11 protein-coding genes and 2 pseudogenes are annotated in these 15,572 nt (G+C 69.6%); 3 read left to right on the top strand and 10 right to left on the bottom strand.

Annotated elements, in window-relative coordinates; all coding sequences use genetic code 11:
• Window positions 1–111 precede the first annotated feature (111 nt).
• The 7 genes and pseudogenes from K3N28_RS00635 to K3N28_RS00605 form a co-directional block, all read right to left on the bottom strand.
• A complete protein-coding gene (locus K3N28_RS00635) occupies window positions 112–1,545 on the bottom strand; it encodes an L-lactate permease (protein ID WP_228090540.1) in 1,434 nt (477 codons plus the stop codon).
• 4 nt (window positions 1,546–1,549) lie between these two features.
• Entirely contained in the window at window positions 1,550–2,659 is a 1,110-nt protein-coding gene (locus K3N28_RS00630) for an iron-containing redox enzyme family protein (protein WP_228090539.1), read from the bottom strand.
• Between the two features lie 16 nt (window positions 2,660–2,675).
• Complete coding sequence (gene sbnB, locus K3N28_RS00625; RefSeq protein ID WP_228090538.1) at window positions 2,676–3,662, bottom strand: 2,3-diaminopropionate biosynthesis protein SbnB; 987 nt, start codon at window positions 3,660–3,662, stop codon at window positions 2,676–2,678.
• On the bottom strand, window positions 3,655–4,623 hold the full coding sequence (sbnA, locus tag K3N28_RS00620) for a 2,3-diaminopropionate biosynthesis protein SbnA (RefSeq protein WP_228090537.1): 969 nt from the start codon (window positions 4,621–4,623) through the stop codon (window positions 3,655–3,657). Before sbnA ends, sbnB begins: the two co-directional genes overlap by 8 nt.
• A 954-nt stretch (window positions 4,624–5,577) precedes the next feature.
• Window positions 5,578–5,925 (bottom strand): hypothetical protein, encoded by a 348-nt coding sequence (locus K3N28_RS00615; protein ID WP_228090536.1) that lies wholly within the window; start codon window positions 5,923–5,925, stop codon window positions 5,578–5,580.
• A gap of 524 nt (window positions 5,926–6,449) precedes the next feature.
• Window positions 6,450–7,025: pseudogene (locus K3N28_RS00610) on the bottom strand (transposase family protein); the annotation flags it as partial.
• Between the two features lie 68 nt (window positions 7,026–7,093).
• Window positions 7,094–7,348: a hypothetical protein gene (locus K3N28_RS00605; protein ID WP_228090535.1), complete on the bottom strand. Its 255-nt coding sequence runs from the start codon at window positions 7,346–7,348 to the stop codon at window positions 7,094–7,096.
• A gap of 1,366 nt (window positions 7,349–8,714) precedes the next feature.
• Here K3N28_RS00605 and K3N28_RS00600 point away from each other — a divergent pair.
• Window positions 8,715–12,050, top strand: coding sequence for a DUF4132 domain-containing protein (locus K3N28_RS00600; protein WP_228090534.1), 3,336 nt, complete (start codon window positions 8,715–8,717; stop codon window positions 12,048–12,050).
• 9 nt (window positions 12,051–12,059) lie between these two features.
• Here K3N28_RS00600 and K3N28_RS00595 read toward each other — a convergent pair whose 3' ends face one another.
• The gene (locus K3N28_RS00595) at window positions 12,060–12,452 is read right to left on the bottom strand and encodes a hypothetical protein (protein ID WP_228090533.1); all 393 of its coding nucleotides are present in this window, start codon (window positions 12,450–12,452) and stop codon (window positions 12,060–12,062) included.
• 235 nt (window positions 12,453–12,687) lie between these two features.
• Here K3N28_RS00595 and K3N28_RS23440 point away from each other — a divergent pair.
• Window positions 12,688–12,930 (top strand): annotated as a pseudogene (locus K3N28_RS23440) (DUF4132 domain-containing protein); the annotation flags it as partial.
• 173 nt (window positions 12,931–13,103) lie between these two features.
• On the opposite strand, the gene K3N28_RS23435 reads toward K3N28_RS23440, so the two are convergent.
• Together K3N28_RS23435 and K3N28_RS00590 are read right to left on the bottom strand one after the other, a co-directional pair.
• Window positions 13,104–13,322, bottom strand: coding sequence for a transposase (locus K3N28_RS23435; RefSeq protein ID WP_374209635.1), 219 nt, complete (start codon window positions 13,320–13,322; stop codon window positions 13,104–13,106).
• A 116-nt stretch (window positions 13,323–13,438) separates the two neighbouring features.
• On the bottom strand, window positions 13,439–14,323 hold the full coding sequence (locus tag K3N28_RS00590) for a helix-turn-helix domain-containing protein (protein WP_228090532.1): 885 nt from the start codon (window positions 14,321–14,323) through the stop codon (window positions 13,439–13,441).
• A 170-nt stretch (window positions 14,324–14,493) separates the two neighbouring features.
• On the opposite strand from K3N28_RS00590, the gene K3N28_RS00585 reads away from it, so the two are divergent.
• On the top strand, window positions 14,494–15,570 hold the full coding sequence (locus tag K3N28_RS00585; RefSeq protein ID WP_228090531.1) for an alcohol dehydrogenase catalytic domain-containing protein: 1,077 nt from the start codon (window positions 14,494–14,496) through the stop codon (window positions 15,568–15,570).
• The last annotated feature ends 2 nt before the right edge of the window (window positions 15,571–15,572 follow it).

Below are 15,572 nucleotides of genomic sequence, written 5' to 3'. Positions count from 1 at the left end.
TGGTCGTCCCCACGAGCGCGTCGAGGGCGTCGGGGCGACGATGACCGCTTCGGCGAGCCGATGCAGGCCGCGGCGTCGGATCAATTCGGCGGTGAGGGCGGGGACGCCCGTTCAGTCGACCAAGCCGTACAAGGTCAAAGCGCCGAGTGTGAGCGCGGCGTAGACGGGCACCGCCGTCAGCAGGCTGAAGCGGATCAGCTTGGTGTCCTCTCCTCGCTCGGCGCCTCCGGCTATGGCGAGGACCAGGAGGACGATCGGCATCGACGCGAAGACGGTGTGGCCTGCCGCCGAGTTCTGGATCGCGGAGAACAGGAGCGGATCGCCGAGGTCCTGGCCGATGCCCGATTGCATCGGCATCATCAGTGCGTTGCCGCCCACGCCCGAACCGGTCAGGTAGCCCGAGGCCATGCCGACCAGGACCGACAGGAAGACGAATCCCAGCGCCGTCTCGACCGGCAGCGCTTCGCTGATGGCCTGCACCATGCCGCCGGCGAGCATGAGCTGGGCCATCACGGTGAAGCCCCCCAGGGCCAGGATCGGTTTCCACGCGCGCGAACCCGCCGCGGCGAGCAGGGGTCGCTCGAAGCGGGACCTTCCCAGGATCAGCACGGCCGCCATCAGGGCCAGCCCGGGCGAGCTGAGCGGGTTGAACGAGACGTCGCCCGCGGCGACGGCGGCCCGCTCCACGGGGACGCCGACGAGCGGTGCGAACCGTATCAGCGCCACGAGCGCGAACACGATCGCATAGGGCCGCACCACCTCCCAGGGCGGCAGGGTGACCGGACGGCCGCCGGCGAAGATCAGCAGGCCCAGGACCACGGCGGTCAATCCCGCCAGCACTCCGGCCAGCTCCACGATGCCCAGCCAGTTGAAGGCCACGAGGAACGCCGAGAAGACCGCCCCGAGCAGTCCGCCGGAGACGGCGGCGGTCCAGCGGCGGCCCGGCGCGGCGGCCAAGGCGGCCGAGAGCGCTCCGAAGAGCGGGAACACCGCGGCGCTGACCACGGCCGTGCCCAGCGCGAGGTCCGTCGTCGAACGCCCTGCGAGCGCGGCGCCCACCAACGTGGCGAGCCCGAGGGTGCCCCAGGGCATGATGTTCATGCTCAGCAGCGATTGACGCAATGCCTTCGGTCGGTCGGTCACCGCCATCAGCAGTGGGACGGTCACCAGCAGGGACACGCCGAATCCGGTCATCGACTCCAGTGCCGGAGCGAGGCCGACCACGATCAGCGCGGACTTGCGCGGGGCGTCGAGCGGCAGCGTCTCGGTCCACTGCACCAGTCTAGTGTGGACCTTCCGCTCGGTGAGCTGCTGGTTGAGGTAGAGGCCGGGACCGATCACGACCGCGGCGCTCAACGTGATGAGGCCGGCGGCGGCCATCGCCCGCCCGAGCTCGCCCGCCGCTGCGCCGAAGTGCGGCACCAGCACGACTACGGCGGCGGTCACCGCCACGCCGAGGACCGCGGCCAGGTGCGCGGGGCGGCGGAAGACGGCGGTGGCGGCAAGGGCGAAGAGGAGCGGTGAGACCGCCGCCAGCGTGATCATGGAGCTAGGCCGCCGTTTCGCCGGTGAAGTGGGACAGCCAGTAATCGTACTGAAGGCGACCGGCCTCCGCTGCAAGGTGCGCGCCCTGCACGACGCGGTGGAGTTCGCCGGGAGTCGGCTCCGGACGCTGGAACCGGAGGCCGTCGGCGAGTTCTTGTGCGTGGCGCGGGTCGACCGCGACGTGCGCCGCGAAGTAGATGCGCCGGTCGTCATCATGGACGCCGAGCCGGTCCATGGCCGCCAGGAGGTTGACGAAGTGGGGAGCGACCCAGCTCTCGAAGACCAGGAAGCAGCCGTACGCCTGCTGCACGTAGGCCGGGCGCGACAGGAGCATCGCGTTGGTGTTGGAGGTGATCTTGGCGAACCACGGATGGCCGGTCCGGTACTCGGCGAAGCCGTCCCAGCCGCCCGGCGACGCGTCGATGAGTCGCCGCAGCCAGAAGGTGTGGAAGTTCTCGAGCTTCCCGCGTCCGCATTCGTCCCACAGATTCGCTGCGACCACGGCCTTCTGCGTGCCTTGGAGGCCCACGGTCAGCAGCGCCACCTCGTCGTCGACGATCTCGTTGCGGATCGTCTCGCCGCGAAGGAACATCTCCAGGTGTTCGATCGGGGCCTCGGTGGCGAGGTAGTCGAACAGCGGGTGGTGCACGCCCGGGTTGGTCTCGGCGAGCTCGTCGAGATGGTCGGCGGCATCTCGCTGATCGTCGAATCGCGGGACGTCGGGGAACGGCAGCCAGTGCTCCAGGTATTCGCGCTCGAGCCGGACGCGGGCCGAGAACATGGCGACCTCGAGGTCGTCGTCGGCGGTTTCGGCGCAAGGGCTGTCCCGGTAGCCGAAGACGTTGGGGTAGAGCTCACCGAGGGACTCGTGCAGGAAGCGGCCGTGCGCTTCGCGGTCGCCGCGGAGGGCGGCGAGGCGCTGGTCGCGCGCTTGCGGGCCGTCGTGCAGGAAGGCCTCCAAGGGCCCTGGCAGTCCCTCGAAGTCGGGCACGGGCGGGAAGTACTGCCGGTAGAGGCGTTCGACGGTTTCCCCCGCGGGGACGGAGAGCTTGCCGCCGAGCACGCTGCGGGCCTGCTGGGCCGCCCCGGTGTCGAGAACGATGTCGCCGGACATGGAAGTCCTTTCTGGTCTACGCGAAGAAGGAGGGAATCGGGACGGCGGTTCCCCGCCGCACGGCTTCGTCGAGCACGTGGGAGCCGACGGCGATGTCGAGGACGCCCAGCCCGAAGGGGGAGAAGATGATCGGGCGGTCGCCGACGGGTTCGACGTCCCCTGCGAGCACCGCGCCGATGGTGCCGGTGATGAACTCGCGTCCACCGGTGAGCTGTTCGGCTAGGTGCGGCGAGGTGTCGGCTTTCAGGCAGTGGTCGACGTCGTCGACGAAGTTGGCCGCCTGCAGGATCGTCTCGGGCGCGAGATCGCGCAGCGAGACGTTGAGCAGGAGCTGGCCGGGACGGAACGGGGTGTCGGCCGGGACGTACGGCTTGGCGGCGGTGGTCGCGAAGACGACGAGGTCGCTCGTGCAGGCGTCCGCCAGGTCGCGGGCCGGTCGGCGAGCCGCGTCGGTGATCTCGGCGGCGTCGTCGAGCAGTGAGAGCGCCCGCTCGCGGTCGAGGTCGAAGCAGCTCAGTTCGGTGATGTCGATGCCGGTGTCGGCGATCTGGGCGAGCACGGCGCGTGCGATGGGGCCCGCGCCGACGACGGACACCGACCGCGGCCCGGAGCCGCCGAGGGCTTCGGCCGCCACTGCCGCGGAGGCGGCGGTCCGAGCGGCGCTGATCCCGGCGGCTTCCAAACACGCGATGGGACGGCCGGTCTCGTAGTCGTTGAGGATGAGCACCGCCGAAGCGCGCGGCAGGCCCGCCTGGAGGTTGGCCGGGAAGCTGGAGATCCATTTGACGCCGATGCGGTCGACCTCGCCGCCGTGATAGGCCGGCAGGGCGATGACGCGGCTGTCGGGCCGGTCGGGGAACCGGAGGAAGTAGCTGTCGGGGTTGACGGTGCGGCCCTGCTCGTGCGTGCGGTAGGTGTCGATGGCGATGCGCCGCAGCCGTGCCGGGTCCTCGGCGATGATCGCGGCGACGGCGGGACCTGGTACGACGTGGAAGTCAGACATGGACGGCTCCGTTGTTCGTCTGCAGTGTGGGATGGGAGGCGACCCACTCGTCGGAGTAGACCGTGGACAGGTACTTCTCGCCGAGGTCGGGCGAGATCGCCGCGATGCGCGAGCCGTGCGGCAGCTCGGCGCCGATGCGGCGGACCGCGAAGAGGACGCTGCCGGTCGAGCCGCCGACGAGCAGTCCGTAGCGGCGGGCGACGGCCCGGCATTCGGCGACCGTGTCGGCCTCCTCGACCAGGAGTTTCTCGAAGTCCTCCGCGTCGGTGTAGACCTCCGGTCGGCGGCTGGCGCCCAATCCGGGGATGTAGCGGCGCCGGGGCGGGCCGCCGAAGGTGACCGAGCCGACGGCGTCGACGGCGACCACCCGGTGCCGCAGGCCGTATCGGCGGCGGTATTCCAGGCACCCCATGAGCGTTCCCGAGGTTCCCGTGCCGACGACGAGGACGTCGATGTCGCCGAGGTGCTCGTGCAGGCTCCGCGCGGTGGTCTCGGTATGGGCGCGGGGGTTGGCGGGGCTTGCGTACTGGTTGAGCCACACCAGTTCCGGATCGTCGCGCAGTGCCGCGGTGATGTATTCGATGCGCTGGTGGAGGAAGCCGCCTCGGGCGTCGGGCCGGTCGATGACCACGAGCTCGGTGCCCAGAGCGGCCATCGCGCGCAGCGCCGGTTCCTGCGTGTTGGCGTCGGTGACGATGGTGAGTCGGTAGCCCTTGGCAGCGCACACGGTGCTCAAGGCAATGCCGAGGTTGCCCGATGAGGACTCTATGACGCGCGAGTTCTCCCGCAGTCGGCCTTGTTTCTCGGCCTCCTCGACCATCGCGATGGCGGGTTTGATCTTGATCGAGCCGGCGGGGTTGAGTCCTTCGAGTTTGAGGTAGACGGTTGATCCCGGAACATAGTGTCGCAGTTCGAGGAATATGTCGTCGCTGACGATGTCAAAGGCTTCTTGGAATATCATCCAGTTCCTCTTCGGTGAGCGGGTGAGTCGGATGACGGTCGGCCCACGGCATGCTGGAATGCCCGCGTGTCAGCTCGAAGGCCTTTCGGCCGTATCTGTCTGGCGGGTACGGTGACCCCGCGCGACGCGCAAGAGCGGGGCACGCCGCGGCCAAGATCATTCTGCGGCCGACTGAGAGCGGGAGTTTCCTTTCGTGATTCGGTCTACTGCGGCTGGCCAGAGGTGTATTCCGATTGGCCGCATGAGGGTTTCCTGTCGGGACAATAGTGACTCGGTCGGTCACGGTGTGTCAAGGGTCATTGCGTTCCGCATTGCGCGCGGACGATGAATCGCCTGATCAATGCCACCGCAAAGTGGATGAAGTTCTCCGCCATTTCTGCTGGGGTTCAAGAAGAGTCGGAATCAATTCGCATCACTTCGGCAGCAGGATCCACATCCGCCCCAAATGGAGCGACAGACGGCGACCGCACCGGACGCCTCCCGGAGACCACTGTGCACCAGGGGACCTCCCGATCCCGCTGCCGAGACGCTCCCGGGGACGATGAGGAGTGCGGCGAGCAGGCCCCGGTGGCCTTGTTCCGGCGCTCTTCGATCGGAGCGCCGCATGAGGTGCGGACTGCACGACGACCGAGGCCCCGTCCTAGCTGCGTCTCGGTAGAAGCCCATGGTCTGCTCGAACTGTGCTTTCAGGAGCTTCATGGCGATGGTCCGACCGGCGACTGGCCGGCGAATTCGGTGACAGGGACGCCGGATCGGCCTGGACGGCGCCCCGAGTCGCGTCCGAGAGTGCGACGAAGACGTGTTCGGCGGTCGTCTCGGCGTCAGGCGGCATCGAGGTGTCCCAGCAGTTCGGCGAGTTCATCCGCCCCTCATTCGACATCCGCTTCGCCGCACGCTCCGAGGCGGCGGTGAACGCCAGGGGCTTCAGTGACGACGACGTTGCAGCTGCTCGGGCTAATGGTTCGCCCTGCCCAGGCAGACGATGTGGTCCTCACCGTCGGCTTCGGCGACGCTGTAGGTCGACCAGCCGTCGACGCGCTCTTCGCAGTAGCGCTCCTCCCAGTCGGCGGAGTCGTTCATCGATTCTGGGACGGGGTTTGACGTGATGACGGCGTACGTGGCGAACATCGAATCGCAGGAGTCGACCATGAGGTATTTGCCGCCAAGATACCGGGACACGCAGGTGCCGGGGTGAGCCTCAGTGATCTGGTTGGGGGCGAGGAGGAACGCTGCTCCGACGAGGCCTGCGAGACCGATGGCGCCGAAGAGGATGATCGCCCGGCGCTTGCGAGGAGGTGTCACGATCGCCATTCTACTTTTGGCCGCGGGAAATCATCGCGACGATGGCGCAGCCGCGGCCGGCGAAGACGGGTCGGCGGCCTTGGCCTGGTACTTCATCTACTGCCGGAGCCCACGAGACGGCGCGCTTGTTCCTCTTCCAGAGCGTTGCCGAGGAGGCGGCGAAGTCGTCGAGATGGCGAGCCAGTGCGTACGAGCGCCGCAAGAAGATGCAGCGGGGCATCCCGGCGCACCATCACTAGTCGCCACCGTCGAGTGCGTCGAGGGCATGCCCGTCGCAACTCGAGCGCGATCCGCGTCCCGCACGGCCGAAACCTGCTGCCGCCCGCCTCGGACCAAACTTGTCGCGAACCCTTGGTTGAGATGGTCGGAGTCGGTACAGATCACGCGGACCCAGGTCGTCCTGTGTCGTTCGGAAGACCGAGACCAGGTCCGATTCCCGTCCACGTCTCGTCCACAGATAACCGCGCAAGAGCGTCCGACGGCCGCGCAGAGCCGCACATGACAAAACCGCCGCTGACCAGTGCTTCACCTGGTCGGCGGCGGTGCGGAATGATCGCGGAAGTGGCGATGTAGCCGCCGTCGCCGATGACGTCGACGTTGCGGCAGGCGTGCTCGGCGCCGGACTCGCCGAACGCTTTGCAGTCGTTGCGGTTGCCCGGCAGCGGCGTGCCGAGGGCGACGACCAGTTGTGTATCAGCGTCGATGACAACCTGGTGGTTGGTCGAGTACCGGTAATTTTTGCTGGAAACGGCGATCGCCCGATCGCGGGCGGGGACGAGCGTGCCGTCGACGATGAGGACCGTGCCTGGCGCGAAGCGCCTGCGCGGCCGCAAGGCGAGTTTGGGGCCGAGGTCGTCGATGATGCGGTCGGCAGCCGACTTCGAGATCCCGAACAGCGGCGCGAGCTGGCGCATGGTCAGGTTGGTGCGCCAGTAGGCGGCGACCAGGAGCACCCGGTCGGCCAGCGACAGGTTCCGGGGACGGCCCGGCCCAGCAGCGTCGGCGCCTTCGCGCTCCAGCTCGCGCACCAACCGAGCGAACACCCTGGGCCGCAGCCCCGAGAACGGTTCGATCCAGATCTCCTCAGACACCCTCACCACACCCGCTGCCGCATCGTAAGTACAAGCACGCCAACGGAATCATGGTGGCTAGTTGGCAGGTGAGGGGTTCAGTAACGCAGGTTCAGCATCTTGACCTGGATGCGTCTCAGCAGCCCAATCGCGTCGGCATCGTCGAGTCCGGTGGTCGCTACCCGGTCCAGGCCAGAGCCGTAGATGTCGCTGCTGAACAGGATCTCGCACGCGAGCTGGCCCCGTTTGAGGTCGGCATCCTCGATGCGGCCGTCTCGACGGACCCGGTCGGCTATGCCGTAGCAGCGCTTGACCATGTCGCTCGCATCCGTGAAGCCGATGAACACCGCCAAGGCATCGGTGACTTGAGCGGGCCCTCGCACTGCTCGAGTGTCCGAGCGAAGAACTCCCGCTCGTCCCGATCAAACCCGAGCGAAATCAGTTGCCCCATGCCACGCCCCCCAACACCCGTTCGGGCTACCTACGAGTACCTCGACCGGCGAGATTCGGGACAGGCTTGAACGGCCGTTTCGGTTCAGGTCCAAGCCAATAGCTGCCCGGTCGCGATGGCGGCGGGTCGGCCGGCTTCCACAACCCGATGTGGTCCTCCAAGGCGCTGGATCCCGCCAGGGCGGCGAGCGCCCCCATGACTGCTCGAGCGGTCCAGGGATCGAACGCACTCAGCACTTCGGTCGTCACGATCGGCTGGTGCAACGAAATCGTGGCCGCGAGACGGCCGAGCGCACGCTCGGAGTCCGAAGCTTCGTGAGCCGATCTGCACACGCGGGTGCTGCGCCAGAGCCTTCAGCTCGTCTCGCAAGCCCGGTGACCATGTGATCAGGTACTCGCCGACGGACGTGCGTACGTGCTTCTTCCGCGGCTTGTCGGGCCAGCGCGGCCGGTCGCAGTTCACGACGCCGCCGAAGTCGAGCCCGAGGACGACGCGGCCGCTGTCGTCGTTTAGTACGTCCTCAAGGCGCGGAAGGGGATACCAGTCGTCAGCGGCGGCCATGGTCTCGCCACGTCCGTTCCGCCTCTTGCTTCATCCGGCTGACTTCCTTCCAGCCGTCGGTGCCCGCATGCGCGTCCGGCGCCCATGCTTGGTAGGCGTGCAGGCAGCAGCGGTCGCTCGCCACCGAGGCTGCGGCTCCGCTCCTCACCGCCTTTGCAACCCGGGTGCGACGTAGAGCGCCAGCCGGTTCCGGTCGGTCCGGTGCTTGCGGACCGCCGAGATCCAGCTCCTCAGCAGCACTGACGGCACGCCATGGCACCAGATCGGCGTCTGGAAGTCCACCGTCGTCCCCGATCCCGTGCACTCGGGCCGAGACCATGTGTTCTTCAACGGCACCGCGTACTCCGGCCCGGGGCCCGTTTTCGCCATAGGCCGCATCGCCTACCGACTCACCTGGACGCTCGCATACCCCCGGCGGAACCGTCGCCCCGAAGCCGCCCCGCTACGGCGACAGCCGCGAAGGCGTCACCGACGCCGCTCGCACCACCTGATCCTTGTGCGGCGGCTTCAGCCGCCTGAGCGCATGCGAGCGGTGTCGATGTCTCGCCTGGCAGCGGTCATGGGTCAGTCGGAGCGCTGCGCACGCGCCGAACGCTTCCTTCCGGAACGTTGATGTCATCGAGTGACTGTGCGTTGTTCGACAAAACTGTGTCGCACCGGGGCTCTACTCTCGGGCCACTCAACCCGGTCGCCTCTGAAGGACACGCATGACTGAACACGTTGCACCCCGAGAAGACCAGCTCCAGCTGCCCACCGGTTGGGGTGCCCGGCTGCTGTCGCGGCGCGGCCGCCGCACCGGCAAACCGGTCGAGTTCGACCCCGAGGCCGCGGTGGAGCTGCAGCGGAAGGTCGAAGGCCGCGCCCCCAAGGTCCGACTCGCGCTCGAACGCGCGGAGAACGCCGCCTACGTCGGCGCCGCCGAGGCGTTCATCGCCGGCGAGCCCGACCCGCAGGGCGCGGCCGTCGTCGCCGCGCTCATGTGCGAGGAGTGGGTCCGGACCCACTCCTCCTGGCTTCGACCCGAACTCGACGCCTGGACCGCGCTGCACGGCCTCCCCTTCGCCGTCGCCGCCGCCGTCGAGCGGCTCGCGTTCCACCACGAGGCCAGCGGTAACGGCAACGGCTACGATAACCGCGTCCTCGTGCCGAACCGCTTCGACTACATGAGCATGCACGTGCACGAGTACCACCAGGGCGGCATCGCCGCGGTCCGCTCGCTGACCGCCGACCTCGCCGACGACGCCTACGCCGAGGTCGTCGCCGCCGCGGCCGCCGTCCGCGACACCCCGCTGAAGCGCATCAACGCCGCGCTCCTCCTCCCCGACGAGACCGCCTGGGTCGACGAGGCCATGCCCGAGTACGCGCGGCTGCGCAGCCACGGCTGGACCGACCCTCTCATCGTGCAGTCCCTCAGCAGCCCGGCGCAGTTCGACGCCGCCGGCATCGGCATGCTGTCCGACTACCACCTCGACGCCCGCTCCCTCGCCGGGATCCTCGAAGCCGTCGGCCCCGCCGCCCTCCCCATGCTGACCGCGGCCGCCGACTCGACCGACGCCTACTCCACCGAGACCCGCAAGCTGATCTACAAGGCCATCGCCGCCCTCCCCGCCGACCAGGCCATGCACTACCTCGTCAAGCACCTCGGCCGACCCCACGTGTTCGAACCCGCCACCGAGGCCGCCGAGCGCTTCCCCCTGCGCGCACTCCGCACCGTCCTCGAACACGCCGACGGCACCACCGGCGACGCCCGGTTCCGGCTCATCGCGCTCGCCGCCGCCGTCCCCCAGGCCCACCGCGCCCGCCTCACCGGACCCGAGCGCGACGCCGTCGAGAGCCTCCTCGCCGAGCACGGCCGCGCCTCCGAAGCCGACCCAGCCGACCTCCCGCCGCTCCTGGTCCGTCCTCCATGGACCCGTAAGCGCGCCAAGGCCAGGCCCGTCGTCATCCACGGCCTCGTCCCGCCCGAGGACGTGCGGCTGCTCTGGGCCGAAGGCGAACAGGACGAATGGGCGGCACTGACCGACCCCTACGCCCACCACTACGAGTACTACTGGAAGGAACTCCAGGACCCGGCCGCCGAGATCGCCCCGGACAACTGGGGCATCGAGTCCTTCCTCGCCTACGGCGACCCCGCGCAGGCCGAGCGGTACCTCGACGGCTGGCTCGCCCGCGGCTACGCCGGCTCCGAGCTCACCCTCCTGCGCATCCTGGCCCGCTACGGCGAGCGCGTCATCGACCGCGCCCTCGCCTCCGCCGCGAAGGACGGCACCTTCCTGCTCCTCCCCGGCCCGATCTTGAGCCTCGGAGCCGCCCGCCTCGCCGCCGAGCGCCTCGACCGGCTCAAGTCCGCCCGCATCTCCACCGCGCAGTGGTTCGCACGGCACGGCCTCGCCGCCGTCCCCTACCTCGTCCCCGACGCCCTCGGCGCCGAACGGAAGCGCCGGCAGTACGCCGAGACCGCCCTCCTCCACCTGGCCCTGCACCGCGGCGCCGAAGCCGTTGCGGCACAATCCGAACCGTACGGCCCCGAAGCGGCCGCGGCCGTCGCCGAACTCCTCGCGGGCGACCTGCTCGAACCGCGCGGTGCCAAGCTCCCCAAGCCCGGGCCCTGGGCCTCACCGGCGCTGCTCCCTCAGGTCCTCCTCGAAGGCGGCGAGCGCGCCCTGCCCGCCGAGTCCGTGCGGCACCTGCTGACCGTGCTCGCGCTGGCCACCCCCGAATACCCGTACCCGGGGCTCGACGTGGTCGCCGACGCCTGCGACCGGGCCTCGCTCGCGCGGTTCTCCCGCGCATTGTTCCAGTTGTGGCTCTCGGTTGGCGCGCCGGCGAAGGACGCGTGGGCCCTCACCCAGCTCGCGCACTTCGCCGAGGACGAGACGGTGTGGATGCTGGCGCCGCTGATCCGCGAATGGCCCGGCCAGTCGCAGCACAAGCGGGCCGTGAGCGGCCTCGGCGTGCTCGGCGCAATCGGCTCGGAGGAGGCCCTGCGCGCGATCCGGGTCATCGCCGACCGCGTGAAGTTCAAGGCGCTCAAGGAGGAGGCAGGACAGCAGATCACCCGCATCGCCGCCAGTCTCGGGCTCAACCGCGAGCAGCTCGCCGACCGGCTGGTGCCGGACTTCGGACTCGGCGAGGAGGCCGCGCTCGTCCTCGACTACGGGCCGCGCAAGTTCACCGTAGCGTTCGACGAGGCGCTGAAGCCCTTCGTCACCGACGAGGACGGCAAGCCCCGCAAGACCCTGCCCAAGCCCGGCGCGAAGGACGACCCGGAGCTCGCGGGCGACGCGTACCAACGCTTCACCGCCTTGAAGAAGGAGCTGCGCACCGTCGCCGCCGACCAGATCGCCCGTCTCGAAGCAGCGATGGCGAGCGGCCGGGCCTGGACCCGGGAGGAGTTCCACCGCTTCTTCGTCGAGCACGCGCTCACCCGCCACCTCGCACGCCGCCTGGTGTGGACCGTCGAATCGGGCGGGTCGCGGTCCGGTTTCCGCATCGCCGAGGACGGCACGTTCAGCGACGTCGAAGACGACACCGTGGACCTCCCGGCGGACGCCGTCGTCCGCGTCGCCCACCCGGTCCACCTGGGGGACCAGGTCGACGCGTGGGCCGTGCTGTTCGCCGACCACGAGATCCTCCAGCCCTTCGAGCAGCTCGCCCGGCCCGTCCTGGCGTTCACCGCCGACGAGCTCGCGACCGGACGACTGGCCCGCTTCGAAGGCGCCACTGTGGAGACCGGCCGCATCCTCGGGCTGACCAAGCGCGGCTGGCGGCGGGCCGCGCCCGAGGGCGGCGGCGTCGAACCGGGGATCGCGTTCCCGCTGCCCGGCGGCGGTTTCGTCACGGCCGCACTGAAACCGGGCATCTGGGTCGGCGATGTCGGCGAGGCCCCGAAGCAGACGCTCACGAGCGTGCAGCTCACCGACGCCGAGCGGTACTGGTGGTCCGATCAGGACCCTCCGAACCGCCCCTTCCCCAAGCAGACCGACGAGATCACCGCCGCCGAGGTCCTCGGCTCCCTGGCCCGCCTGACCGACCGTTCGTAGCCTTCCCACTCATCGCGGGCGGTGTCGTCCCGGTCGTCTCCTCGGGGCGGCACCCCACCGGACGCTTGAAAGAGCTTCAGGATTGATCACGCCGCGCCGCCGCACGACCACCTCGACTTCCCGGCGGCCCGGGCCGCGAAACTTCTCCCGCACCGCGGCAAGCGCCTCGGGAACCCCGTCGAGATCGACCCCGACGCCCCCGACCTCCTCGCCGAGCAGCTCGAGATCCACACCGACCTCCTCGCGCAGCTTCTCCATCTGAAGGACAACCGTCGTTTCGAGAAGTCGATCCACGCCTTCGTCGCCGGCGAACCGGACACCCGCGGCGGCGTGGCGATGGGGGAGCTGCTGCGCTACGTCGGCCCGCACACCGTCGACTGGTGGAACCGCCTCGAATTCCAAGCCTGGCTCCAGACCCACGGCCTGTCCTGGGCCGTGTCCGCGGCGGTCGAGCGCTACGCCGTCCAGATCCGCTACCGGTACTCCGAGGGCGTCCGGCCTCCGATCGAGCACCTCACGCTCACGACCGCGCCCTGGCAGCAGTTCCGGGCCATGGACCGCGACTTGGACAACGGCGTGATCGCCGAGATGCGCGCTTCTCGCCGCGGCCTCCGACGACGAGTACGACGCGGTCCTCGCCGCGGACGCCTACGAGCGCTTCCAGTCCTTCCGCAAGGAACTCAAGACCGTCGCCGCCGAGCAGGTCGCCCGCCTGGAGACCGCCATGGTCACCGGGCGCACTTGGGCTGGCGGCGAGTTCCGCCGCTTCCACGTCGAGCACGCCCTCACCGGCCTCCTCGCCCGCCGCCTCGTCTGGCTGTCCCTCCACGAGGGCGCCTCGAGCGCGTTCCGCATCGCTGAGGACGGCACGTTCAGCGATGTCGACGAGCCGCTGCGAGAGCGGCCCAAGGCAGGGCCCTCAGGCTCGCCGGGGACCGGTCGGGACCCTGCGCCGCCCGCTGAATGGTGGGCGCGCACCATCCGTGGAGTCGACATTGAGAGTCCAAGTCAGTCGCCGGGCGGCGTCGAGGAACGTCCAGATCGCCTTGACGATCATGGGCCAGATGCCGGCGGTCTGCCAGGTGCGGAGCAGCCAGTAGCCGTCTGCCAGGGGCCGAAGGCGACCGGGAGGCACCTCCAGGGAGCCCCGGCGCGTACCCGCCAGGCGGTTGCATCGACCAGCGTCCGGCGCGGCCGGGTGATCGGGCGGCCGGTCGGGGCCGGAGCGGGCAGCCAGCGGCTGAGGTGACGCCACTGGCCATCGGTGAGCACAGTAGACCGATACGCTTGACACCAAGAGCTTCCAGTATTGAGTTTCGTTGCGCCACAATAAAACTAACTGGAGGCTCCCTCAGTTCTCAAATGCTGCCTAGTTGCCGTGAAACGGTTCAGCCTTCCGAATCCGGAGCCGACGGCTGCGGCCGACCGGTTTCGGCGAGTACCCAGCTCGCCAAGAGGCCCATCGCCTCACGCGAGGACGTGCCCGCTTCGGTGGTGTACAGGAAAAGGGCCTGGTCGCGATCGCCGGGCATGGTGAAGGTCTCGTACTGCACGGCCAGCTCGCCGACGACGGGGTGGCGCAGTCGCTTGGTGCCGAACGTACGCTGGAAGACGCCGTGCTCCTCCCACCAGGCGCGAAACTCCGGGCTCTGCTCGGTCAACTCGGCGATGAGCCCGAGCGCGAGCTCGTCGGCCGGGTAGGTGCCCAGGTCGAGGCGCAGGTTCTCCACGCAGGCGCGCGCGTGCTCCTCCCAGTCCACGAACAGGGCCCGCGCCTGGTCGCTCAGGAACATCCAGCGCGCGTAGTTGCGCTCGGTCGGGCGCATCGCGTTGAAGTCGGCGAACAGCGCCCGCGCCAGTCGGTTGCTCGCGAGCACATCGGTCCGCCGTCCCAGGATCAGCGCCGGGTGGCCCACCAAGGTGTCGAGCAGTTGGTGCAGGCCCGGCCGCACGCGCTGCACCGTGGGCTTGTGGCGCCGGGCCGAGCCCGCCGGGGCGCCGACCAGATGGCCCAGGTGGGCGCGGCCGGTCTCGTCGAGTCCGAGCGCCCGCGCGATCGCGTCGAGGACGCTGTCCGAGGGCGTGATCCGGCGGCCCTGCTCCAAGCGCGTGTAGTAGTCCGTCGACACGCCGGCCAGCAGCGCCACCTCTTCTCGGCGCAGTCCCGGAACCCGCCGGATGCGGCCGTCGTGCGGGAGGCCCGCCGTCGCCGGGTCCACTTTGCTCCGAGCCCGGCGCAGGAAGTCCGCGAGCTCGCCATTGACCGTCGTCATGCTCCCATCATGCCAGCGGTTCACCGCCCCTGCCTGGGACTGCGATCCTAGGCGGACGCGTCCCAGGGCTCAGAGGGCCAACGGAACGGCCCTATCCGAGCCTTGCCGAACCTAGGTTTGAACCATCCCGCCGATCACCGCGGCGAGACCAGCTTCGCAGAGGAGTTCCCATGTCCACCATCCGTTCCGCCCAGATCGCCGAAGCCGGCGGTGCCTTCGGCCTCGTCACCGACCAGATCCCGGAGCCCGGCCGCGGCGAAGTCCGCCTGACCGTCGAAGCGGTCGGCGTCTGCCACACCGACCACTACTTCGTCAACGGCGGCTACCCGGTCGAGTGGCCCGCGGTGTTCGGCCACGAGATCGCCGGCCGCATCGACGCGCTGGGTGAAGGCGTCGACGGCTGGACCGTCGGCGAGCGGGTCGCCGTCGGCTGGTTCGGCGGCAACTGCGGCACCTGCGGCGCGTGCCGCGGAGGCGACTTCATCCACTGCGCGGAAGTGAAGGTGCCCGGCTGGCACTACTCCGGCGGGTACGCGGACGCGACGGTCGTGCCGGTCAGCGCGCTGGCCCGCATCCCCCAGGACCTGTCGGCCGTCGATGCGGCTCCCATGGGCTGCGCCGGCGTCGCCACGTTCAACTCCCTGCGCCGCAGCGTCGCCCGTCCCGGCGACCTGGTCGCGGTGCTCGGCATCGGCGGTCTGGGCCACCTCGGAGTCCAGTTCGCCAACAAGATGGGCTTCGAGGTCGCCGCGATCGCCCGCGGCGACGGGAAGGCTGAGCTCGCCCGGCGGCTCGGGGCTCACCACTACATCGACTCCACCGCGGTCGACGTGTCCGCGGAACTGCAGCGGCTCGGCGGCGCCAAGGTCGTCCTCGCGACCGCGATGAGCTCGGCGGCCATGTCGGCGGCCATCGACGGGCTCGCCCCGAGCGGCGAACTGCTCGTCGTCGGGGCCACGCCGGAGCCGATCGAGGTCAGCCCCTTCCAGATCCTGCCCACGAGCAGGACCATCCACGGGCACCCGTCGGGCACCGCGAAGGACGTCGAGGACACCATGCGGTTCGCCGCGCTGACCGGTGTGCGGCCGATGACCGAGACCTACGGGCTCGACGAGATCAGCGCCGGATACGACCGGATGCTCTCCGGCAAGGCCCGTTTCCGCGTCGTCCTCACCACCGACAACTTAGGCCCTGTCGGTGGGCGACGCAGGCGGGTTCTCGACCGGCAGTTCAGGTTCCTCGGATAGGA

Origin of the sequence: Glycomyces sp. TRM65418 (genome assembly GCF_019710475.1) — a bacterium.
Lineage (GTDB): Bacteria > Actinomycetota > Actinomycetes > Mycobacteriales > Micromonosporaceae > Glycomyces.
The sequence above is the reverse complement of the archived record's forward strand: the minus strand, read 5'-3'. Positions and strand labels throughout refer to the sequence as shown.

Bases quoted from the DNA above. Each gene is read 5' to 3' on its own strand.
- K3N28_RS00635 (WP_228090540.1), bottom strand. From the start codon at position 1,545: ATGATCACGCTGGCGGCGGTCTCACCGCTCCTCTTCGCCCTTGCCGCC.
- K3N28_RS00630 (WP_228090539.1), bottom strand. From the start codon at position 2,659: ATGTCCGGCGACATCGTTCTCGACACCGGGGCGGCCCAGCAGGCCCGC.
- sbnB (WP_228090538.1), bottom strand. From the start codon at position 3,662: ATGTCTGACTTCCACGTCGTACCAGGTCCCGCCGTCGCCGCGATCATC.
- sbnA (WP_228090537.1), bottom strand. From the start codon at position 4,623: ATGATATTCCAAGAAGCCTTTGACATCGTCAGCGACGACATATTCCTC.
- K3N28_RS00600 (WP_228090534.1), top strand. From the start codon at position 8,715: ATGACTGAACACGTTGCACCCCGAGAAGACCAGCTCCAGCTGCCCACC.
- K3N28_RS00590 (WP_228090532.1), bottom strand. From the start codon at position 14,323: ATGACGACGGTCAATGGCGAGCTCGCGGACTTCCTGCGCCGGGCTCGG.
- K3N28_RS00585 (WP_228090531.1), top strand. From the start codon at position 14,494: ATGTCCACCATCCGTTCCGCCCAGATCGCCGAAGCCGGCGGTGCCTTC.